Here is a 23,451-nt window from a genome sequence, read left to right as displayed (position 1 = left end):
TGAAGAAAAATGAAAATTACGTTTCTTGTATACAATATTTATGGGATGGGTGGAACGGTAAGAACGGTTGTAAATACAGCCAATTACTTTGCCGCTAAAAACCATGATGTAGAAATTATTAGTGTGAGAAGAACAAGTGCTAAGACGATGTTTGATATTGATAAAAAAGTAAAGATTACTCCAATTTTTGATGCAAGAAGAGGAAAATTATTTGGTAAAAACACACCGTTATATCAAAAAATCATTAAAAGGATACTAATGAAATTCCCTAGTGCCTTTATAGATAAAAGCGAAGATTTATATCATATGTTTAATCTATTTGTAGATCTTAAAATTATTGCAGCACTTAAAAAGATAAACAAAGGGATTTTAATTACGACAACACCTTCCTTTAATATTTTAGCTACAAAGTTTGTAAAGAAAGATGTAATAAAAATTGGACAAGAACATCTGTATTTCGCCGGTCATGCACCAGGATTGCAAAATAAAATAAAGAAACATTATAAAAAGCTAGATGCTCTAACATGCTTAACAGACTCCGAAATTAATGACTATGAGCAATTATTAAAAGGAAGTAAGGTAGATTTATACAAAGTAGAAAATGCAACAGATATTCCGAAAGAAACAGCGGATCTAGATAAAAAAGTAGTTATTGCGGCTGGACGTTATGCTCCTGAAAAGGGATTTGATCTCTTAATTCCAGCCTTTTCTAAAGTTATCAAAAAACATCCCGATTGGAAGCTGAAGATTTTTGGTTCTGGAGTAGAGGAAGAGGCACTTCGCGAAAAAATCTTTGAGGAAAAAGCATATAATAATATTTTCCTTATGCAAAAGACAAATAATATTATTGGTGAAATGCGCAACTCTTCTATATATGCTTTAAGTTCTAGATATGAATCCTTTGGAATGGTAATTATTGAAGCAATGTCCGTTGGGGTCCCTTGTGTAGGTTTTGCATGTACAGGCCCTAGGGAAGTCATTACACATAAAGAAGATGGTATTCTAGTAGAAGAAGGAAATGTAGATGAGCTAGCTAATTCATTAATGACGTTAATTGAGTCTGAAGAATTGCGAAAAGAGTATGGCCGAAATGCTAAAAAGAATGTTGAAAAGTACACATTTAATGTTGTTGGTGGAAAATGGGATCATATATTAGAAGAACAAGTACAAAAAAAGTCAAAAAAGAACGTGAAAGAAATGCTTGTACAGACATCTGTATAAAATACTTTAATATGAAAGAAGCTGGCTCGAAAAGTTGACGAAGAGCTATTGATTAGAGTTGGCTCTTTTTTACCCCGCTATTCACGGACAGTAATGCCCCCACCTCAAAATTTAGTGAAAGCAAAGAAGTTAGGTGGGAGATAAGCTATCCGTAAAAGTCCGATTGGTGAGTGCTAATAATCAGAGGGGGATGAAGAAAGCCTCCAAAAATAATAATTTTTGGAGACTCTTCATTTTTGTATATTTTTGTATGTTTTATAGTTATTGCACTTGTGGATTGACAAACGTTTTTATTTTATCATCGCACAAAAGCATACTTAAAATAGCTAGTATTTCATTCATTGTATTTACAACAACATTATTATGTCTAGTAACATACATTTCATTATTTCCATAAATAAATAGATTTGATCCGTTTTCATTTATTGCTTCTACTAACGGAACAATATGGTCGTCATATAAATTGTCATGTTGTGATGTAACTAAATAAACATTTGGTTTATGTCGACTTTTTTTAATTACATTACCCAAATAGTTATTATAAAAAGCTTTCGTTTCATCTGTAATATTCTCAGGTAGAATATATGTTAGAAAGCTTTTGTATTCTTCAATAAAGTTGTAAAGGTGATATTGTGGGACTGCAGTTAATATGTTTTGAACACCTAATTCATATCCGAAATTTAATGCAGCATAACCACCTTTTGAAGGACCAAAGAAAATAATATCTTCTTTTAAGATTTTATATTCATTAATTTTTAATTTTAAAAATTAATGAATTGCATCACGTACATCAAATTTTCCATGTAGGCCTAAATAATAACTTCCTACGTGTCCTATATCATCTTTAATGTAAATCTTTCTACAATTATAAAATTTCAAACCATCGATTAAAGTGTAAGGATAACGTTGTCGAGCATCATCAGATTTTTCATTACCTAGTGATTGAAAAATTACTAATAATTTTCTTTCCCCTTTATAATTCTGGATTGGATATGGATCTTCCATATAGGTTAGTTCAACACCGTTTTTAGCCTTATAATGCACTTCGATTTTACCGCTCATAATGTGCTCCTTTTATTAAATTTTAAATCATTTTTACTAGTTTAATGTAGTAATAAGTGGGATAACGTAAATAATTTGTATAAATGAACCTGTACTTAAAAATAGAAAAAATCCCCTGAATATGACTGATGGTGTATTGCGAGTGTAATTATATAAGCAACTAGAAAATAGATTTTCACTTTTTAAAATGTTGTATTTTTCAACCGGAAATCTAGCTATTTCTCCATTCTTTAATATGGATAACAGAATGTATCCGAGTTCAGCAAATATGACTAAATCATACTTTTCAAGTCGATTTTTAAAAGAGTGTAGATCCATTCATATCATATTATAGAATCGGTAATTAATTATACAGTTTTTAAATTATATAAACCATAAGTAGTAATCTTTAGAAGAGAGGCTAATCTTTGCAGTAGAGAATAATCTAGTTAGTCCTAAAAATATTACAGAAGGTAGTTTTCTTCTAGAATAGTATGCTTGTTTTGATAAAAATTTTAATTTCTAAATATAACATTTAAGATAATATAAGATAAAAAGAGAAATCAGTAGCAATTTTCGTAAATAACGAGAAAAAACGTGAAATATTAGGTTTTTCTTTCTTATTTATGTCCTTTATAATGGATTGTGAATACGACACTTAAGGCAAATAATACTTTATAAAAATTGCCTTTCCCTAACTTGGGTATACACTCTTTTCGACCTCCGTGTCAGCAATAATAAAATTTTGTTATACTGAAAAGAGTGTATACATTTTTTTGAAACGTTACGAAGCAGGAGAGCCTGGTTCGTCTTTTTCATAATGACAAATGATAAACAAAATGGGATAATAAAAACATGATCTTTAGTGGTATGACCAATTTGGTATGTAAGGAGCGAACAATATGTTAGATATTCAGCAAATTAAAGAAATCATTCCTCACCGCTATCCATTTCTACTTGTCGATCAAATTCTAGAAGTAGAAGAGGGAAAGCGTGCAGTTGGAATTAAAAATGTAACAGCGAATGAAGAATATTTTAACGGACATTTTCCTGATTACCCTGTAATGCCAGGTGTCCTAATCGTCGAAGCGTTAGCACAAGTGGGTGCTGTTGCGGTATTAAAGAAAGAAGAAAACCGTGGCCGCCTTGCATTTTTTGCTGGCATTGATAACTGTCGTTTCAAGCGCCAAGTACGCCCAGGCGACCAGCTTCGTTTAGAAGTGGAAATGACACGTGTACGTGGACCGATTGGAAAAGGAAAAGCAGTCGCAACTGTAAATGGTGAAATTGCTTGTGAAGCAGAAGTTACATTTGCACTTGGGGATAAGAAAGAATAGGTATCATGTAAGCAAAATAGTTTACCTTGGGAGTTGAATGACGAGGATTGTTTTTAGCCCTTGTCATTCAACTCCTATTTTCATGAAATAAAACATCGAGGGATACCTGTTAAAAAACAAAATATATCGTATAATAGTTTTTGACCAATAAAAGATAGCAGAATACATAGAGAATATATTTTTAAATTGCAAGTAGCTCGTATATAAATGGAAAGAAGGTTGAAGTGGTGAAGAAGAAAATCTTACTTTGGATTTTAGGAATTGTAGGTATACTTATAATTGGTGCAGGGGTTTATGCATATAGCATTTATTCTTCTGTTTCAAGTACGTTAGATAAAGTGCATCAACCATTAGATCGTGATCATTCGAAGAAACGTACTGAAGAAGTACAAGTAGCGGATTCAAAACCAGTATCCATTTTACTGCTGGGTGCGGATGAGCGTGCTGGCGACCAAGGTCGTTCAGATTCATTAATGGTAATTACTTTAAATCCAAAACAAAAATCTATGAAACTGTTAAGTATTCCTCGTGATACGTATACAGAGATTGTCGGTAAAGGTAAGAAAGATAAGATCAATCATGCATACGCATTTGGCGGTATTGATATGTCTGTTAATACAGTGGAAAACTTCTTGGATACACCAATTGACTATTATATTGAAGTGAACATGGAAGGTTTTAAAGATATTGTTAATGCGGTCGGCGGTGTAGACGTGAACAATGATTTAGGCTTTACACAAGATGGCACGCATTTTGCTAAAGGTGATATTCATTTAACAGGTGAAGATGCACTAAAATACACACGTATGAGAAAGAAAGATGCACGCGGTGATTTCGGTCGTCAAATGCGTCAGCGTCAAGTACTACAAGCTGTTATTAGTAAAGGAGCAAACGTCTCTTCTCTTGCAAACTACGGTGATGTACTAAAAGCAGTTGAGAAAAACGTAAAAACAAACTTAACACAAGATCAAATGTATGATATGCAAAAGAACTACAAAGTTGCAATACAGAACAAAGAAGAGATTCAAATTAAAGGTGATGGACATAAAGCGGAAGATGGTATTTGGTACTACTATGTGCCTGATCAAGAGCGTCAAAATCTATCAAATAAATTAAAACAACATCTTGAAATAAAAGGAAATTAATCTTTTAAGAAGAACCCAATTGCTTATAAAGCATTTGGGTTTTCTGTAGGATAATAATGAATAGAGGTTGGATCTTATTTATAAATTGATTAATGTGAATTTTACGATTATATTGTTATAATGATAAAATTGGAATAGGTTGTATAATTAGAAGTGAATCTTATATCTTATGAGTTAGGGTGATTATTTTTGAAAAAAGTAAGAAAAGCAATTATTCCAGCAGCAGGTCTTGGTACACGGTTTTTACCTGCAACAAAGGCCATGCCAAAAGAAATGTTACCGATTGTTGATAAGCCAACAATTCAATATATTATCGAAGAGGCAATTGAATCTGGGATTGAAGATCTTATTATTGTTACAGGAAAAGGGAAGCGTGCAATTGAAGATCACTTCGATCATTCCTTTGAACTAGAAGAAAATTTATTATCAAAAGGGAAATACGATCTTCTTGCGAAGGTACAGGAATCTTCAAAAATTAATATACATTATATTCGTCAAAAAGAACCAAAAGGTCTAGGCCACGCGGTTTGGTGTGCACGTAAATTTATTGGTAATGAACCGTTCGCTGTTTTACTTGGTGATGATATTGTTCAAGCGGAAACACCTTGTTTACGTCAATTAATGAATGAATATGAAAACAAGCAAGCTTCTGTTATTGGGGTTCAAACAGTGCCAGAGAAGGAAACGCATCGCTATGGTATTATTGATCCAATTGAACAAAATGACCGTTCTTACCAAGTACGTACATTTGTTGAAAAACCAGCAGCAGGAACTGCCCCATCTAATCTAGCTATTATGGGGCGTTATGTATTAACTCCAGAAATCTTTATGTTCTTAGAAAAACAACAAACAGGTGCTGGTGGCGAGATTCAGCTAACAGATGCAATTGAAAGTTTAAATCAAATGCAACGCGTATTTGCTTATGATTTTGAAGGGAAACGTTATGATGTTGGAGAAAAGCTAGGATTTATTCAGACAACAATTGAAGTAGCGATGCAACATGAAGAGCTAAAACAAGATCTTTTAGACTATATGAATAACCTTTTACAAAACGAGCTTAACCTTACTAAATAGCAGGGCATGAAGTAAATTTAACAACTCATGTATATAAATCCAAATTTAAAAAACGACATAAAACCCTTCTTTTTAGGTGGGAGAGAGCATCCGTTCATGCATAGAAGCGGTCAGATCCTTTTCCTGCCCCATGATAAGTGAAAACAAAGAGAGAAAACGAGTGCAGGTCACCTGTTGTTATCCGCAGCCGCGGCTTATATGTCGAAAAATCAAAATGGATTTATATATTTAAAGAGAATCTATCAATTAAGATAGATTCTTTTTTAAATAAAGTGTTTGTTTGAAAAGTGATTCTTGATATCGTGTAGCTATTTTTGAGGGGATTTATTGGAATATAGAAACAGAAAAAATATACAAGAGGACATTTCTAAGACAAGGTATTCACACAAAAGGTTCTTGCTATGTATGGATGAAGTTGAGAGAATAGCAATTGTGGTAGACTTTATTTAAACGTAGGATATATATCAAAAACTTTACTTATATATAAATACAAATTAAAAAACCGACATAAAACCCTTCCTTTTAGGTGGAAGAGAGCATCCGGCCATACATAGAAGCGGTCAGATCCTTTTCCTGCCCAGACATAGTGAAAACAAAGAGAGAAAACGAGTGCAGGTCACCTTTTGTTATCCATAGCCGTGGCTTATATGTCGAAAAATCAAAATGGATTTATATAATAAGGGCTTCTTTGTTTGAGGAGTTAGAAATAAAATCAAAAACTACTGTTGAAAAATAATCAATGAAAAGGTGAGCGATACGATATGCATTCTATTTTAGTCTGCGGCGGGGCTGGTTATATTGGTTCTCACGCTGTAAAAAAATTAGTAGATGAAGGACTATCTGTAGTTGTTGTTGATAATTTACAAACGGGTCATGAAGATGCAATTACAGATGGTGTGAAGTTTTATAAAGGAGATCTTCGTGATAAAGGTTTCTTAAGAGATGTTTTTAAACAAGAAGAAATTGATGCTGTTATGCACTTTGCAGCGGATTCCTTAGTTGGAGTTAGCATGGAAAAGCCGCTTCAATATTATAATAACAACGTATACGGTGCGTTATGTTTACTTGAAGTGATGAATGAATTCCAAATTGATAAATTTATCTTCTCCTCTACAGCTGCGACATATGGTGATGTGGATGTCGATTTAATTACGGAAGAAACAGTAACAAATCCGACGAATACATATGGAGAAACAAAATTAGCAATTGAAAAGATGCTGCATTGGTATAGCCAAGCTTCCAATTTAAAATATAAGATTTTTAGATATTTTAATGTAGCCGGAGCCGCGCCGAGTGGCATTATTGGTGAAGACCATCGTCCAGAGACGCATTTAATTCCAGTGATTCTACAAGTGGCTTTGGGGCAACGTGAAAAAATCATGATGTTTGGTGATGATTATAATACGCCAGATGGTACATGTATTCGTGACTATATTCATGTTGATGATTTAGTTGCGGCACATTTCCTAGGATTAAAAGATTTACAAAATGGTGGAGATAGCGATTTCTACAATTTAGGAAATGGGAATGGATTTAGTGTAAAAGAAATTGTCGAAGCGGTTCGTGAAGTGACGAATCATTCAATTCCAGCGGAAGTTGCGCCAAGAAGAGCGGGGGATCCAGCACGTTTAGTCGCATCTTCTCAAAAAGCGAAAGAAAGATTAGGATGGAATCCGCAGTATACGGATATTAAAAAAGTGATTGAACATGCATGGAACTGGCATCAAAATCATCCAGAGGGATATGGGAAGTAAGATTTATCCCGCTATTTGTGGACAGTAATATCCCCACCTCAAAGTTTCACTTTATGAAAACATCGTGCAATACATGTTATCTTTTGTCGGCATTCAAAAATATCTAAGTGGAAATGATGTTAAGGAAAATAGAAGCCGTAAATGAATACTATAGATAAAAACTGATTCGAGAGTGATCCTCTTTGAATCAGTTTTTTATTTCTCAACGAAACAAAGAAAATGATGTGGAAAAATTAGGAAAGTGTAAAATGAGAATCCTTTCTAGCATTATTTTTATAAAAAGGATATTATAAAAATGTAGAAAATTTATGATTCTATTATCCAATATAAGTAATAATAGTGATATACTTCTATTTTATGGTAAATAAAAACCTATTTACGACAAATGATATCGAATTTAGTAGTATTCTATTTGTCAATTCTATGAACAATTTTTTCAACCTTTTTTGCTATACAAATGTAAGTTCGGTAATATAATAAATAGTTAGTTATTTATAAACATTACTCGTGCTAAGTAGCAGATTCGTAATGTCAGTTATAAATCTGACATTTTATTTATAGGTGTTTTTTATGACAAATTATTGACAGCTGGAGGAAGGTATGGAAGAAACAATAAGTTTGAAAGAGCTATTTACTATTTTGAAAAAACGACTAGTTATGATCCTCTCGATTTCGATTGGTGCAGCCCTTGTAAGTGCGATTGTAAGTTTCTACTTTATGACACCGATTTATCAATCTTCGACGCAGATTCTTGTTAATCAGAAGAAGCAAGAGGGTGTTTTCCAACCTGGTGAAGTACAGACAAGTCTTCAATTAACAAATACATATAAAGTCATTGTGAAAAGCCCTGTCATTTTAGATCAAGTAAAAGAGAAGTTAAAGCTTAATATGTCAACAGGGGCATTAAATAGCAAAATTAGTGTAGCAAATGAGAAAGACTCACAAGTGATTGCTGTAACAGTTCAAGATGAAGATGCAAAACGAGCTCGTGATATTGCGAACACAACAGCGGAAGTATTTAAAAGTGAAATTGCGAAAATTATGAGTGTAGATAATGTAACTGTTTTATCAAAAGCAGAAGTAACAGAAGGGCAGTCTCCAATCAAACCGAATAAAATGCTAAACGTGGCAATTGCATTTGTAGTTGGATTAATGGCCTCTGTTGGACTAGCATTCTTACTAGAATATTTAGATAACACGTTGAAAAAAGAAGATGATATTGAAAAGCTACTTGGTGTACCTGTTCTTGGTGTCGTTTCTCATATGGAAGAAAACGGTGCAAAAAGTGGTAGTCGATCAGGAGCAAAGAGAGTAGGGGGACAGACAATTGGTTCTTAAGAAGAAAGCATTTCGTGGGCGTCGTCAGCTTATTGCATACGAACAACCAAAATCTCCTGTTTCGGAGCAGTACCGAAATATACGAACAAATATTGAATTTGCATCTATTGATAAGAAGATTCGTTCTCTTATTATTACATCCGCAAATCCTAGTGAAGGAAAGACAACAACAGTTGCTAATATTGCGATTGTCTTTGCGCAGCAAGGTAAAAAAGTATTACTTGTCGATGCAGATTTACGTAAGCCAACATTACATCAAATGCTGCAAATGGATAATCTTTTCGGCTTAACAAATGTATTAACGCGTAGCAAAACACTTGAAACATGTGTGAAAAAGACACAAATTGGTAGCTTAGACTTTTTACCATGTGGGTCAATCCCACCAAACCCAGCGGAATTACTTGGTGCAAGCTCAATGAAAGAGTTGCTTTCGGAAGCATATGGCATGTATGATCTTATTATTTTTGATACACCACCAATCTTACCGGTTACGGATGCGCAAATTATGGCGAATCAATGCGATGCTTCTGTACTTGTTGTACGTAGCGGAGAAACAGAAAAAGATACAGGGTTGAAAGCAAAACAAGTATTAGGTGGTGCAAAGGGTAAATTACTTGGCGTCATTCTAAATGATAAAGAACAAACCGGATCAGAGTATTACTATTACGGTTCGAACTAAATAGATAAGAAGAAAAGGTGAGGATTCATCTTTTCTTCTTCCATTTATATAAATACAAATTAAAAAACCGACATAAAACCCTTCTTTTTAGGTGGGAGAGAGCATTCGGTCATGCATAGAAGCGGTCAGATCTTTTTCTTGTCCCATGCCGAGTGAAAACAAAGAGAGAAAACGAGTGCAGGTCACCTTTTGTTATCCATAGCCGCGGCTATATGTCGAAAAATCAAAATGGATTTATAAAGAATAGATGGAGAAGGGATGTAAGAGAATGATTGATTTACATTGTCATATTTTGCCTAGTATTGATGATGGGGCACAAACAATAGAAGATAGCATTGCAATGGCAAAGGCGGCACGTAAAGAAGGCATTCATACAATCGTTGCGACCCCGCATCATCAAAACGGCGTCTATATTAATCCAGCAGAAAGTATTCTTCATCAGGTAAAGCAGTTAAATGAAGCTTTGAAAGAACAAGAGATCAATTTAACCATTTTACCTGGTCAAGAAGTCAGGTTATACGGAGAATTATTAGAAGACTACAAATCGGGTCATATTGTTACATTAAATCAAATGGATAAATACGTATTCATTGAATTCCCAGCCAATCATGTGCCTCGATATGCAGAGCAAATGTTATATAAATTGCGCACGAAAGGAATCACACCGATCATTGTGCATCCAGAGCGAAATACAGAAATCATCGAACGCCCAGATGTATTGTACAAGCTCGTGAATCAAGGAGCATTGACGCAAATTACCGCAGGAAGTGTAACGGGAAGGTTCGGAAAGAAAATTAAAAAATTTACATTACAGCTCATTGAACATCATTTGACGCATGTCATCGCATCAGATGCCCATGACACAACAACGCGCTCTTTTCACTTACAAGCCGCGTATGAAACGGTAGAAAAGACATTTGGGATTTCTACACTATATAACTTTAAAGAAAATACATATTTATTAATAAGCGGAAAAACAATTTATCGAGAAGAGCCAGAGCGAATACGACGCAAAAAAATATTGGGTCTCTTTTAAAGAAGCAAACATATGGGTGATGCCTCCTAACCGCTATCAATGGAGGTACTCGGTTATGCTGTGGGTATGAGATGATCTCTTACCTTAGACGCCTGTCGTCAAAAGCATGGTGTGAGGTCGGGTTAGATGCCCGTTATTTTATAAATTTTTTATAGAAGTTCTAGCTATATCTTTTTAAGCTTCAGAAGATATGGCTAGGATTTTTATTATATAAATGTGGGGGGCTTTACAGTTGAAGCAAGTAAGAAAAGCAATTATTCCAGCAGCTGGACTGGGGACACGATTTTTACCAGCGACAAAAGCAATGCCGAAAGAAATGTTGCCAATCGTGGATAAACCAACGATTCAATACATTGTCGAAGAAGCAATTGCTTCTGGTATTGAAGATATTATTATCGTAACGGGTAAAGGAAAGCGTGCCATTGAAGATCACTTCGATCATTCCTTTGAACTCGAACAAAACTTATTAGAAAAAGGGAAGTATGAAATGCTTGAAAAAGTACAAGCGTCTTCCAAAATTAACATTCACTACATACGACAAAAAGAACCAAAAGGTTTAGGACATGCTGTATGGTGTGCACGCAAGTTTATTGGCAACGAACCGTTTGCTGTATTACTTGGTGATGATATTGTTCAAGCAGACACGCCTTGTCTACGTCAATTAATGAATCAATATGAAGCAACAAAATCATCGGTAATCGGTGTGCAAACCGTTCCGGAAAACGAAACACATCGCTACGGCATTATTGATCCATTGGAACAAAAGGGCCGCAGTTATCAGGTGAGCAGATTTGTGGAAAAACCAGCACAAGGAACAGCACCATCGAACTTAGCGATTATGGGCCGTTACGTCTTAACACCAGAAATCTTTATGTTCCTAGAAGATCAACAAACAGGGGCTGGCGGAGAAATTCAGCTTACAGATGCGATTCAACGTTTAAATGAAATTCAACGTGTCTTTGCGTATGACTTCGAAGGAAAGCGCTATGACGTTGGAGAGAAATTAGGATTTATTCAGACGACGATTGAAATGGCGTTGCAGCATGAGGAATTAAAAGAAGAATTGATGAAATATATGAGTGAACTTGTACAAAAAGAAACCTTACTTTAAATAAAGTCAGATAGATTTTAACTAAACTGGAAATGAACAGAGGTTTTAATCAGGGGAAATATAGAAGTTGAGTGTTATTTATAAAGTTCTAGTTACATTATTTTTATTTGTGATTAGAATTTTCGTTTTAAAGCTATATAAAGAAAGGAACGTGTGTCTTGAGTTATCAAAAAAGACTCTCACTATTAGTAATATTAGATTCTCTTATTGTTTTAACATCAGTGTATTTAAGTTACTGGTTTATCCATCCTAATGCACTGGATAATATTCCAATGACACTCATCATTAGCTCTATTACATTGCTTTGTAGTCATCATATCTTTGCATCAATTTATAAGCTGTATAAGAAAGCTTGGGAGTATGCAAGTATACGAGAGTTAGAAAACATTTTTAAAGCAGTTACATTTTCTATTATTGTGACCGCAATTGTACAACAAATTATTAACAATGATATCTATTTTCGTATTTTAGCGATTGCGTGGATGCTGCATATGTTATTTATTGGTGGTTCACGCTTTATGTGGCGTACGTTCCGTGATACATATATTTCGAAAAAAACAGATAAAGCACGTACGTTGATTGTTGGCGCTGGTTCAGCAGGAGCGATGGTAGTACGTCAACTTCAAAAAAACCAAGATGCGCATTTAGAAGTGGTTGCGTTTGTTGATGATGACCGAAAGAAACAAAGGTTAGAGATATATGATGTACCTGTTGTGGGAACAACAGAAGACATTCAACAAATTGTCGATAAGTATCAAATTGAGCATATTATAATTGCGATTCCTTCACTTAGCCGTAAAGAAGTCAATGAGATTTTTGAAGAATGTACAAAAACGAAAGCGAAAACACAAATTGTACCAATGCTAGAAGATATCCTAGATGGAAAAGTTTCTGTAAACGAATTTCGGGATGTACAAGTGGAAGATTTATTAGGACGTGAACCTATAAAATTAGATGATGAAGGCATTGGAGAGAAAATTACAGGTAAAACGATTTTAGTAACAGGTGCTGGTGGATCAATTGGATCAGAAATTTGCCGGCAAGTAATGAAATTTAAACCAAGCAAAATCGTATTACTTGGTCATGGTGAAAATAGTATTTATACGATTGAAATGGAATTACGATCACTTTATAAAGATTCAATTGAAATTACAACAGAAATTGCCGATGTGCAAGATCGTAATAAAATGTTTGAAGTGATGGAAAAGCATCAACCATATATCGTATATCATGCAGCTGCACATAAACATGTTCCACTTATGGAACGTAACCCAGAAGAAGCTGTGAAGAATAACATTATTGGTACAAAAAATGTAACTGAAGCTTCAGCTACATTCGGCATAAACACATTTGTTATGGTTTCTACGGATAAAGCAGTAAACCCAACTAGTGTAATGGGTGCAACAAAACGTATTGCGGAAATGATTGTACAACATATGGATACAGTTAGTGACACTCGCTTTGTAGCTGTTCGTTTTGGTAATGTACTTGGAAGTCGTGGTAGTGTCATTCCTTTATTTAAGAAACAAATTCAAGAGGGTGGACCTGTTACTGTTACAGATCCTGATATGGTGCGTTATTTTATGACGATTCCGGAAGCTTCACGTTTAGTTATTCAGGCAGGTGCTTTGGCAGATGGGGGAGAGGTCTTTGTATTAGATATGGGAGAACCAGTAAAGATTGTTGACCTAGCAAGAAACCTTATTAACCTTTCAGGTTACTCTACTGACGAAATAGGCATTAAATTTACAGGGATTAGACCTGGAGAAAAGCTCTTTGAGGAATTATTGAATGATAACGAGGTTCATGAAAAACAAATATATCCTAAAATCTTTGCTGGGAAAACTAGTGATATAAATATGGAGAAGATACAATGTATTTTAAAGGAATTTGAATTATATTCTTCTGAACAAATAAGAGACACTTTAATAGGGTTTGTAAATAAAAATAATGAATTAGAAAGAAATCTAGATACTCAAAAGAGGATATAGCTATATGTATAAAGTGTTGAAAAATAGGTTGGCAAAAAGAAAATTTCTTTCTAGTCTGTTTATGATATTAAGTGGGGCAATTTTAGGACAAATTATTATTTTTGCATCGTCCTTTATTATTGCTAGAATTTATAACCCTAATGATTTTGGCCTAGCAGGGATATATGGCTCATTGCTGTCATTTGTACTAGTAATAGCTTCTTTACGATATGAATCAGCTATCACTATAGCAAAGAATGATGATGATGCATTACATTTAGTAGTATTGTCATTTATTATTGTGTGCCTTATAAGTTTTGCTACATTTATTAGTGTATTTTTACTAAAAGATATTATTGTACATCTAGATAAAGTTAATGCAATAGCAAATTTCTTGTGGGTACTACCTCTAAGTATTTTTTTTATGGGAGTTTATCAAGTTTTAAATTATTGGGCCATACGTAAAAAAAGTTTTCGTACAATAGCGAAAACAAAAGTTAATCAGAGTATAGGACAAGTAACATCTTATGTGATTCTAGGGATTAAATTTAATAGTCCAATTGGCTTAATAGTTGGCGATATTATTGGAAAAGGGTCTGGTATACGGACTTTAATAAAGAGTACATTGAAAGATGTTAATATTTTAACTACTATTTCTGCACAAGGGTTATGGAAAGTCCTGAAACGTTACAAAAAATTCCCATTAATATCGAGTTGGTCTGCTGTCATTAATATAGCAGCTTTACAAATACCTCCTATCATAATGATTGCAATGTACAATCAAAGTATAATAGGATGGTTCGCGTTATCTCAGAAGGTTATCATGGCTCCCTTAGGTATACTAGGTCAATCAGTAGCTCAAGTTTACTTAGGACAGTTGAGCAGTGATATACGCAGTAAGAAAAAAGGTTTGGAAAAATTTTTTCTGAGATTAGTTAAAAAGTTATTTATATTTGGGTTAATTCCATTTTTAGGGATTTTACTTTTAGGTCCTTGGATATTTAAGGTAGGTTTTGGTGAGCAATGGATTGAATCTGGGGTTTATTCTCAATGTTTGGCCCCTATGTATATAGCATATTTTATTGCTTTTCCTCTTTCTCAAACCCTTACGGTATTAGAATTACAAAAACATCAGTTAATTTGGGATACATCTAGGTTTATTGGAGTAATAGTTATTTTTTTCGCAGCAAAAGCTTTGTTTTGGGATCCTAAACTAACTTTATTATGTTATGGAGTGTTTATGGCTCTATCATACATTGTATTATTGATTTTAATTTATTTTAAATTAAAAAAGCTTGATAATACATTGAATACATAGAGTGAATTAGTATGTTTTAGAGGGGATAAAATGAAAAAAATATTATATTTTCCTGTAGCTAAAGAATTTTATTTTGCTCTATTCTTGTTTGCAGGAGCATTTAAACAGGTATCTACAGGATCTTCTTTCTTAGATTTGTCTATGTTAGGTCTTTTATTATCAGCGACTTTAGTGTTAATTGAATTTATTAATGAACCTAAAATTAATAAAAATATTATCCAGCCTGTAGGAATTTATATTTTATTGGCTATACTCATTTTGTTGAGTTTATTTTACAGTAGTAGCCATCTATACGGTCTTGATAAAGCAGTTCGGTTTATATCATTTACTGCGTGGGCATTTATTGGACCATTTTTTATGTTCAAGAAAGAAAGAGATATAGAGAAATTCATATTTTATTCTATTCTTATTTCTGTAATTATGTCTTGTTACGCAATAAAAGATTTAAAGTCGTTATTAGGAAACACATATATTGGCTTTGTTTCTGTGAATGGAGGGAATTACTTATCACTAGGTCGAGTTAGTGCTATGGGAATTCTTTTGATATTACTATTTTATATTATCAGTAATAAAAATCTGATGATTAAAATGATGGCATTTATAGGGATCATACTTAACTTTGTGGCATTATTTGCATCAGGTTCAAGAATGCCTCTAGTAGCTTTAGTCTGTATGTTGATTTATATGGCAATGTCATCTATTAAAATAAAAAAGAAGATTTATGTTAGAAAAGGGTTCAATATGTTTTTTATTGTCATATTATTGAGTGTTTGTGTATTAGGGACATTAGCTAAGGCAGGTGTTTTTGATACTATGATATATAGGTTTCAGGTTCTCTTAACAGATTCAGGAGGTGGAGAATCTGCTGAAGGAAGAACCGATAGATATGATTTTGCTTTTAAATTATTTGCTGATAATCCCATTGTAGGAGATGGCATTGGTGGATTTGGTTATAGCTATAATGATACAGACGCTAGAGGTTATCCACATAATATTTTCTTAGAAATAATATCAGAATTAGGTCTTCTAGGGCTTATTCTCTTTCTATTATTAATATTTAAGTGTATTGTACCTTACTTTTATAGAGGCGGTAAGGATAATAGTATTGGTTACTCCATATTTATAGTATTTTTATTTTATTTTTTAAATGCAAATATCTCAGGGGATTTAAATGATAATAGAGTAATGTTTTGCTTTATGTCTTTAGTATATGTATCTAGTTGCATTACTAGAGTTCCTGACAGAAACCTAAGAAAACTTACTGTAAGGCATGATTTGGGATTTAAGAATTTAAATGAAAATTAATTAAAAATATAATTGTGATTTATTATATATCGATATTAAGGAGAATTGAAAATGAATAACTATTATAAGCAATTAGAAGAAAAAATAGGTAATCGTAATGCCAAAGTAGGTGTTATTGGATTAGGTTATGTTGGATTGCCATTAGCGGTAGAGTTATCAAAATCTGGGTATAATGTATATGGAATTGACTTAGATAATAAAAAGATAGATCAACTTCTAAATAATAATTCTTATATTATTGATATTAGTAATGAAGAAATTGAATTTATAAATAAATCATGTCAGTTTACTCCTACTAGTAATTTCGAAAGTATTAAAGAGTTAGATGCAGTGAGTATTTGTGTACCAACTCCTTTAACTAAGTCTCAGGAACCTGATATGAGCTATATTATTGCTGTAATGACTGAAATTAAAAAATATATGCATAAAGGTTTGCTAATTACGTTAGAAAGTACTACATACCCCGGAACTACTGAAGAATTAATTGAAGAAGAATTAAATAATCAAGGGTATATAGTAGGAGAAGATTATTTCCTATGTTTTTCCCCAGAACGGGTAGATCCAGGAAATCAGCACTATAATACAAAAAATACACCTAAAGTATTAGGTGGAACTACTGAAAAATGTACAAAATTAGGTATGAATTTATATAGTAGTTTTATTGATACTGTAGTTCCTGTTTCATCTCCTAAAGTTGCAGAGATGAGTAAACTTCTCGAAAATACATTTCGTAGTGTTAATATAGCTTTTATTAATGAAATGGCTATGTTGTGTGATAAATTGGGTATTGATATTTGGGAAACAGTTGATGCAGCGAATACAAAGCCGTTCGGATTTATGAAATTCACTCCTGGTCCAGGAATTGGTGGACATTGTATTCCACTTGATCCTATGTATTTGGCTTGGAAGGCAAAAGGTTCTAACTTCTTTAGTCGATTCATCGAAACTGCACAGGAAATTAATAAACATATGCCAGAATATGTTTATAACAAAGTCAGCTATGCTTTAAATACACATCAAAAGTCTGTAATGGGTTCAAGGGTATTATTATTAGGCATGGCTTATAAACCTGATATTGATGATTTACGTGAGTCACCAGGTTTAGAAATTTATGAGTTACTAAGAGATGGTGGAGCTCGTGTTGACTATAATGATCCACATGCTCACTCGTTTAAAGACAAATATGGAGAAAAAGTTGATTCAGTTGAATTAGAGTATTCAAGATTAGCAGAATATGATTGTGTAATTTTAATTACAAATCATAAGGCATATGATAGCGATATGGTGGTTGAAAATAGTAAGTTAATCGTGGATACAAGAAATACTTTTAAAGAGTTTGATGATTCGAAAATTATTAAGCTAGGTGCCAATGAGAAATCGAAAAAAGTTCTTCAAGTACAATGATTTGATAAGAAAGAGGTATTTTTATTAATAAAATACCTCTTTTTTATTAAAATATCAGTATATTTATTGTTATATCTAGTGGGAGTGAAGTATACTTTGAAAGTTTTTATTTTTAGTTCAGTTCATCCGTGGAATGATACACGTGTATTTTATAAAGAAACAGTTAGTTTAGCGAAAAAAGGTTACGAAGTAAAGTTATGTGCTGTTCAAAATAATGTGAAATATGAAGATATGTATGAAAATCTAACAATTGAATATCTTCCTAAAGTAAAAAGGTTAGCAAGACCATTTTTATGGCTGCGCTTGTTTATTAAAGCTTTGCGGGAGAAAGCAGATGTATATCATTTTCATGATCCAGAATTATTAGTAGTAGGGTACTTTTTAAAGGTGTTTACTAAATCTAAAGTCATTTATGATATGCATGAAGATTTTCCTGCTGCTATAAAAAGTAAACCATGGATACCTAAAATTATCAGAGGCAAACTATCCAGTGTAGTAGGTTATATGGAGAAATTTTTAATAAAAAAATGTGATGCTGTGATTTATGCAGAAAAGTATTACAAGAATAACTATGAAGATATAGATATTATAAAAGAAGATATTTTAAATTATCCTCTAGATAACAAAATTTCCATTAATGTCACAAAAAACAAAGTACCTAATATCGTTTATGCGGGTGCAATTAGTAAAACCAGAGGTTTACATGAAATGTTAAAAGTGGCCAAGGAATTAAAAAAAAGAGAGTTCGAATTCAAAATGATTTTGATTGGAAATTTCTCAGAGCAACTTAAGAAAGAGACGACAGACTTTATTATTACTAATAATCTCAATGAGTATATTGAATTACCAGGAAGGCTACCTTTACACAAGGTATTCGGTTATTATGCACAAGCAGATATAGGACTAGCTATTTTACATCCCGAAAAAAACTATCTTCAATCTTTAGCAACAAAAATATTTGAATATATGTCATTTGGTATTCCAGTAGTTGCTTCTAATTTTCCTGATTGGACAGAGTTAATAGAGGATAGTGAAAGTGGTATAGTTGTTGATCCTTTTAATATAGAAGAAATAACAGACTCTGTACATAAAATTTTAAGTGATAGAGAATTGAGTATACAATTTGGGGAAAATGGCTTTAAAGCTTACCAGGAACAATTTAATTGGAAAGTTGAAGAAAAGAAATTAATAAAGTTATATGAGAGTATTTTAGGAGGGAACTAATGAATATTTTGTATATACATCAATATTTTCAAGTGAACTCTGGTGGGACAAGGTCGTTTGAGTTTTCAAAGTATCTTGCAGAAGAAGGTAATAATGTAACTATACTAACAGGGAATAAAGTTAATATAAATCAGTATGATGGAATTGATATTATTTCAACCAATACGCAGTATAAACAAGGGTATTCTTTTATAAAGAGAGTATATGCTTTTTTACATTTTATGATAAAAAGCATTTTATTAGGGATTAAACAAAAAGACACGGATATAATATTTGCCACATCGACACCTTTAACTATTGGGGTAACAGGATTATTAGTGTCAAAAATTTTAAAGAAAAAATATGTTTTTGAAGTACGGGATGTTTGGCCGGATATACCAATTCAGTTAGGGTTTATAAAAAATAAACTTGTAATTAAAATGCTAAGTAAGTTAGAACTGTTAATTTACAAGCATGCTGCTCACATTATTGTCCTATCAACAGGTATGAGGAATAATTTAATTGAAAAAGGGGTACCTTCAGATAAAATATCTGTAATTACTAATTTAGCCAATAATCATTTGGTTGAAGAGATTGATATGAATAAGAAGGATATTCTTAAGCAATACCCATTTCTAAAAGATAAGTTTGTATGTATTCATTCTGGAACAATGGGATTTGTGAATGGCTTAGAACATATTCTAGAGATCGCAAATGACTATAGGAATGATAATATAGTGTATTTATTGATAGGGGAGGGAAAAGAAAAAGAAAGACTAAAAATGACTAAGGAAAGTCATGGATTGGATAATGTGTATATTTTAGATCAAATGTCTAAGGCAGAAGTTTTAAAATTAGTTAAATTTAGTGATGTGGGAATTATGTCGGTTAGTGATTATAAAATATTACAAGATAATAGTGCTAATAAGTTTTTTGATTATCTTGCTGCTGGAAAACCTATTATATTAAATTATTTAGGTTGGCAGAATGAGGTGTTAAGAAAAGGTAGTGCTGGAAAAGGATTTAAATATCAAGATAGAAAAGAATATTACTCTTATTTAAGAGAGCTAAAAGAAAATAAAGGTTTGTATGAAGAAACTAGTAGAAATGCTAAAAAATTAGCTCAAACACACTATGATTCTGTGAAGTTATCACAAAAATTATATGGAATTTTAAAAGAAATTTAGTTGGGTGATACAAATGAAAAGATCTGTTGATTTCATAATATCTAGTATATTATGTCTTTTATTGTTTATACCATTTTTGATGATAGCAACTTTAGTTAAAAGTAAGTTAGGTAGCCCTATAATTTTTAAACAAAAACGCCCAGGTTTACAAGGTAAACCGTTCTACGTATACAAGTTCCGTACAATGACGGATGCAACAGATAAAGAAGGCAATCTCTTACCAGATGACATTCGATTAACATCATTTGGTAAGCTTCTTCGAAAGTTAAGTTTAGATGAATTACCACAGCTTATTAATGTAGTAAAAGGGGATATTAGTTTAGTAGGGCCTCGTCCGTTATTAATGGAATATCTCTCTTTATATACGCCAGAACAGGCTAGACGTCATGAAGTACGCCCTGGTATTACTGGATGGGCACAGGTAAATGGTCGAAATGCAATTTCTTGGGAAGATAAATTTAAATTAGATGTTTGGTATGTAGATAATCAATCTTTTTGGTTAGATATAAAGATTTTATTCTTGACGGTTGCGAAAGTCCTTAAATCGGAAGGGATTAGTCAACAAGGGCATGTAACAATACAAAAGTTTACAGGATCAAACATAAATAAAGAAGTGGTGAAATGAAACAGATAGCTTTAATTGGTCAAGGTGGACATGCGAAGGTTATTACAGATATGATTCATGCAAATACAGGATATCAAATTGTTGCTGTATTTGATGATAAATACGAAAACCTAAGTAGGAAACAAGGTGTATGCTACGGTCCAATTTCTTCTATTAAGAAAGTAATAGAAGAAATTGGATTTAAGCTTGTAATTGCAATTGGAAATAATGCTGTACGAAAAAGGATTGTTCAGCAGTTAGGATTGGAAGATGAAAGTTATGAGACAATCATTCATCCAACTGCTGTAGTGAGTCAGTCCGCCTCTGTTGGGGTCGGAACAGTTATTATGCCGAATGCTGTTATTAATGCAGATACTGTAGTTGAAAGTCATGTTATTGTTAACACTGCAGCGGTAATAGAACATGATAATCATATTGGTGACTTTGCACATATTTCTCCAAATGCAACGTTAACAGGAACAGTTTTTGTTAATGAAGGTACACAAGTAGGTGCAGGGGCAATCGTTATTCCAAATCGAAAAATTGGCGAATGGAGTATAATTGGTGCAGGAGCAACAGTCATTCATGATATACCATCTTTTTGTACAGCAGTAGGTTCTCCAGCAAGAGTTATAAAATAAGTTACCTTACCATAAGGAGTGTAATGGAATCATGGAAAACAAACAAATCTTTTTATCACCACCACACATGAGCGGAAATGAACAAAAATATGTAAATCAAGCGTTCGAACAAAACTGGATTGCACCATTAGGTCCTAACGTAGATGCATTTGAACATCAAATTGCGGAATATATTGGCGTGAAAAGTGCAGCGGCAGTGAGTGCAGGAACAGCTGCTATCCATTTAGCTTTGGAACTGTTAGGTGTGAAAAGAGATGATACTGTATTTTGTTCCTCTTTAACATTTGCAGCAAGTGCAAATCCAATTGCGTATCAAGGAGCCGAACCGATTTTTATAGATTCTGAGCCTGATACATGGAATATGTCCCCTGTTGCTCTTGAAAAAGCTTTTGAGGATGCAAAAGTATTAGGGAAGCTTCCTAAAGCAGTAATCGTTGTTCACCTATTTGGACAAAGTGCAAAGATGGATGAAATTATGACGATTTGTGATAAATATAGTGTACCAGTCGTGGAAGACTCTGCGGAGTCACTAGGTACAACGTACAAAGAGAAACAAACAGGTTCATTTGGTAAATTTGGTATTTTCTCTTTCAATGGTAATAAGATTATTACTACTTCTGGTGGTGGTATGCTTGTTTCTAATGATGAAGCAGCAATCCAAAAAGCACGCTTCCTTTCTACTCAAGCACGTGATCCAGCAGTTCATTATGAGCATAGCCATATCGGTTATAACTATCGTATGAGTAACATTGTGGCTGGTGTAGGACGAGCACAGTTAGAAGTGTTAGACGATCGTGTACAAGCACGTCGTGATATTTTCGATCGTTATAAAGAAGCTTTAGGTAAATTACCTGGAATTACATTTATGCCAGAGTTCCAAGATGCGGTTCCTAATCGTTGGTTATCCGCATTATTAATTGATGAAAAAGTAACGGGTGCTACATATTTAGACGTAATTGAAGCTTTAACAGCGGAAAACATTGAAGCTCGTCCGATTTGGAAGCCACTTCATCAACAACCTGTATTTGTAGGTTCTAAATATTATACTCACAGTGATACAGAAAGTATTTCTGATAAGCTGTTTAGCCAAGGATTATGTTTACCTTCTGGTTCAAGCATGACAGTAGAAGACCAAGAGAGAGTCATTGCTACTGTTAAAAAAGTGTTAGCAAAGCAAGTTGTAACTAAATAAATGATAAAAAGTGTATTCTTGTTGTGTATACAACACTGATTTTTAAATCGAATTGAGAGAAACCATTGTAGATAAGTAAGAAGTACAGTCTAGAAAGCCCAATTGCCGTTTGTGCAATTGGGCTTTCTTTTATATCAATATAGTACGTAAAAGAACAACTCACCAAAAGAGCGTAAAACTCACTTTCATTTTGCACTAAACAATGTGTTTATATATCATAAATAAAAAATATATCGTATAATAGTTTTGGGCCAAAAAAAGATATAAAAAATGCATAGATAATGTATTTTTTATATTGAAATAAACTAGCGCTGCATACAACTAACGAACTATATTTATTTGATTATTCAAAGTGTTATTATGTGCTACGAAGTTAAAAAAGAGAACAAGTGCTCGAAAGGTAATCTCTATTCATTTGGTATTTTTATACAAGAAATTTTATTAAATTAATGGGTGATACCCATTTACCAAATGAAGAAAATAGTGTATTCTTGTCCATGAGTTAGTCCTTTGTTTTGGGTTTGGACAGGAAATTATCTGTACTTACCATTATAAAGGTTTTTTTTTATGTATTTGTTAATAAGTTGTAACATTAAAAACATTGGGAATAATTATATCACATTATATTAATGCAACGCTAGTAATATTATGCTTAATATAATAAGCTATATATTTTTAGAATAGAAGATATGTCTGATAAAATTATTACTGTTTATATAAATCCATTTTGATTTTTCGACGTATAAGCCGCGGCTATGGATAACAAAAGGTGACGTGTACTTGTTTTCTCTCTTTGTTTTCACTTGGCATGGGGCAGGAAAAGGATCTGACCGCTTCTATGCATGAACGAATGCTCTCTCCCACCTAAAAAGAAGGGTTTTATGTCGGTTT

At 33.1% G+C, this 23,451-nt stretch carries 20 protein-coding genes; 18 read left to right on the top strand and 2 right to left on the bottom strand.

Features of this window, described 5'->3' with window-relative positions:
• Positions 1–9: 9 nt before the first annotated feature.
• The gene (locus QUF99_RS27225) at positions 10–1,221 is read left to right on the top strand and encodes a glycosyltransferase family 4 protein (RefSeq protein ID WP_289374260.1); all 1,212 of its coding nucleotides are present in this window, start codon (positions 10–12) and stop codon (positions 1,219–1,221) included.
• Positions 1,222–1,482: 261 nt separating this feature from the next.
• Here the strand turns inward: QUF99_RS27225 and QUF99_RS27220 are convergent, their stop codons facing one another.
• Together QUF99_RS27220 and QUF99_RS27215 are read right to left on the bottom strand one after the other, a co-directional pair.
• Complete coding sequence (locus tag QUF99_RS27220; RefSeq protein ID WP_289374259.1) at positions 1,483–1,752, bottom strand: hypothetical protein; 270 nt, start codon at positions 1,750–1,752, stop codon at positions 1,483–1,485.
• A 237-nt stretch (positions 1,753–1,989) separates the two neighbouring features.
• A complete protein-coding gene (locus QUF99_RS27215) occupies positions 1,990–2,283 on the bottom strand; it encodes a hypothetical protein (protein WP_289374257.1) in 294 nt (97 codons plus the stop codon).
• Positions 2,284–3,164: 881 nt separating this feature from the next.
• On the opposite strand from QUF99_RS27215, the gene fabZ reads away from it, so the two are divergent.
• From fabZ to QUF99_RS27130, 17 genes are all read left to right on the top strand, one after another.
• Positions 3,165–3,599, top strand: a complete 435-nt coding sequence (fabZ, locus tag QUF99_RS27210) for a 3-hydroxyacyl-ACP dehydratase FabZ (RefSeq protein ID WP_003202177.1) — start codon at positions 3,165–3,167, stop codon at positions 3,597–3,599.
• Between the two features lie 227 nt (positions 3,600–3,826).
• On the top strand, positions 3,827–4,744 hold the full coding sequence (gene tagU, locus QUF99_RS27205) for a polyisoprenyl-teichoic acid--peptidoglycan teichoic acid transferase TagU (protein ID WP_289374253.1): 918 nt from the start codon (positions 3,827–3,829) through the stop codon (positions 4,742–4,744).
• A gap of 189 nt (positions 4,745–4,933) precedes the next feature.
• Positions 4,934–5,818 carry a UTP--glucose-1-phosphate uridylyltransferase GalU gene (gene galU / locus QUF99_RS27200; RefSeq protein ID WP_289374251.1) on the top strand — a complete coding sequence of 295 codons (885 nt, stop codon included), beginning with the start codon at positions 4,934–4,936 and terminating at the stop codon, positions 5,816–5,818.
• 761 nt (positions 5,819–6,579) lie between these two features.
• Positions 6,580–7,572 carry a UDP-glucose 4-epimerase GalE gene (galE, locus tag QUF99_RS27195; protein WP_289374250.1) on the top strand — a complete coding sequence of 331 codons (993 nt, stop codon included), beginning with the start codon at positions 6,580–6,582 and terminating at the stop codon, positions 7,570–7,572.
• 600 nt (positions 7,573–8,172) lie between these two features.
• Positions 8,173–8,910: a YveK family protein gene (locus tag QUF99_RS27190; protein WP_289374248.1), complete on the top strand. Its 738-nt coding sequence runs from the start codon at positions 8,173–8,175 to the stop codon at positions 8,908–8,910.
• Positions 8,900–9,589 (top strand): CpsD/CapB family tyrosine-protein kinase, encoded by a 690-nt coding sequence (locus tag QUF99_RS27185; protein WP_289374246.1) that lies wholly within the window; start codon positions 8,900–8,902, stop codon positions 9,587–9,589. The genes QUF99_RS27190 and QUF99_RS27185 overlap by 11 nt, the downstream gene beginning before the upstream one ends.
• Before the next feature lie 268 nt (positions 9,590–9,857).
• Positions 9,858–10,625: a tyrosine-protein phosphatase gene (locus QUF99_RS27180; protein ID WP_289374245.1), complete on the top strand. Its 768-nt coding sequence runs from the start codon at positions 9,858–9,860 to the stop codon at positions 10,623–10,625.
• Between the two features lie 232 nt (positions 10,626–10,857).
• Entirely contained in the window at positions 10,858–11,736 is an 879-nt protein-coding gene (gene galU / locus QUF99_RS27175; RefSeq protein ID WP_289374243.1) for a UTP--glucose-1-phosphate uridylyltransferase GalU, read from the top strand.
• 158 nt (positions 11,737–11,894) lie between these two features.
• A complete protein-coding gene (locus tag QUF99_RS27170; protein WP_289374242.1) occupies positions 11,895–13,727 on the top strand; it encodes a polysaccharide biosynthesis protein in 1,833 nt (610 codons plus the stop codon).
• A 4-nt stretch (positions 13,728–13,731) separates the two neighbouring features.
• Entirely contained in the window at positions 13,732–15,024 is a 1,293-nt protein-coding gene (locus QUF99_RS27165) for a lipopolysaccharide biosynthesis protein (protein ID WP_289374241.1), read from the top strand.
• A gap of 30 nt (positions 15,025–15,054) precedes the next feature.
• A complete protein-coding gene (locus tag QUF99_RS27160) occupies positions 15,055–16,329 on the top strand; it encodes an O-antigen ligase family protein (protein ID WP_289374240.1) in 1,275 nt (424 codons plus the stop codon).
• Positions 16,330–16,380: 51 nt separating this feature from the next.
• Complete coding sequence (locus QUF99_RS27155; RefSeq protein ID WP_289374239.1) at positions 16,381–17,733, top strand: nucleotide sugar dehydrogenase; 1,353 nt, start codon at positions 16,381–16,383, stop codon at positions 17,731–17,733.
• A 96-nt stretch (positions 17,734–17,829) separates the two neighbouring features.
• On the top strand, positions 17,830–18,957 hold the full coding sequence (locus tag QUF99_RS27150; RefSeq protein WP_289374237.1) for a glycosyltransferase family 4 protein: 1,128 nt from the start codon (positions 17,830–17,832) through the stop codon (positions 18,955–18,957).
• Positions 18,957–20,123 carry a glycosyltransferase family 4 protein gene (locus QUF99_RS27145; protein ID WP_289374236.1) on the top strand — a complete coding sequence of 389 codons (1,167 nt, stop codon included), beginning with the start codon at positions 18,957–18,959 and terminating at the stop codon, positions 20,121–20,123. The genes QUF99_RS27150 and QUF99_RS27145 overlap by 1 nt, the downstream gene beginning before the upstream one ends.
• A gap of 13 nt (positions 20,124–20,136) precedes the next feature.
• Positions 20,137–20,748: a sugar transferase gene (locus tag QUF99_RS27140; RefSeq protein ID WP_289374234.1), complete on the top strand. Its 612-nt coding sequence runs from the start codon at positions 20,137–20,139 to the stop codon at positions 20,746–20,748.
• Positions 20,745–21,368, top strand: coding sequence for an acetyltransferase (locus QUF99_RS27135; protein ID WP_289374232.1), 624 nt, complete (start codon positions 20,745–20,747; stop codon positions 21,366–21,368). Before QUF99_RS27140 ends, QUF99_RS27135 begins: the two co-directional genes overlap by 4 nt.
• A 31-nt stretch (positions 21,369–21,399) precedes the next feature.
• A complete protein-coding gene (locus QUF99_RS27130; protein WP_289374231.1) occupies positions 21,400–22,560 on the top strand; it encodes an aminotransferase class I/II-fold pyridoxal phosphate-dependent enzyme in 1,161 nt (386 codons plus the stop codon).
• The last annotated feature ends 891 nt before the right edge of the window (positions 22,561–23,451 follow it).

This window comes from Bacillus sp. DX4.1, assembly GCF_030348195.1.
Lineage (GTDB): Bacteria > Bacillota > Bacilli > Bacillales > Bacillaceae_G > Bacillus_A.
Note: the sequence above shows the minus strand (reverse complement) of the source record. Positions and strands in the feature narration are given on the sequence as shown.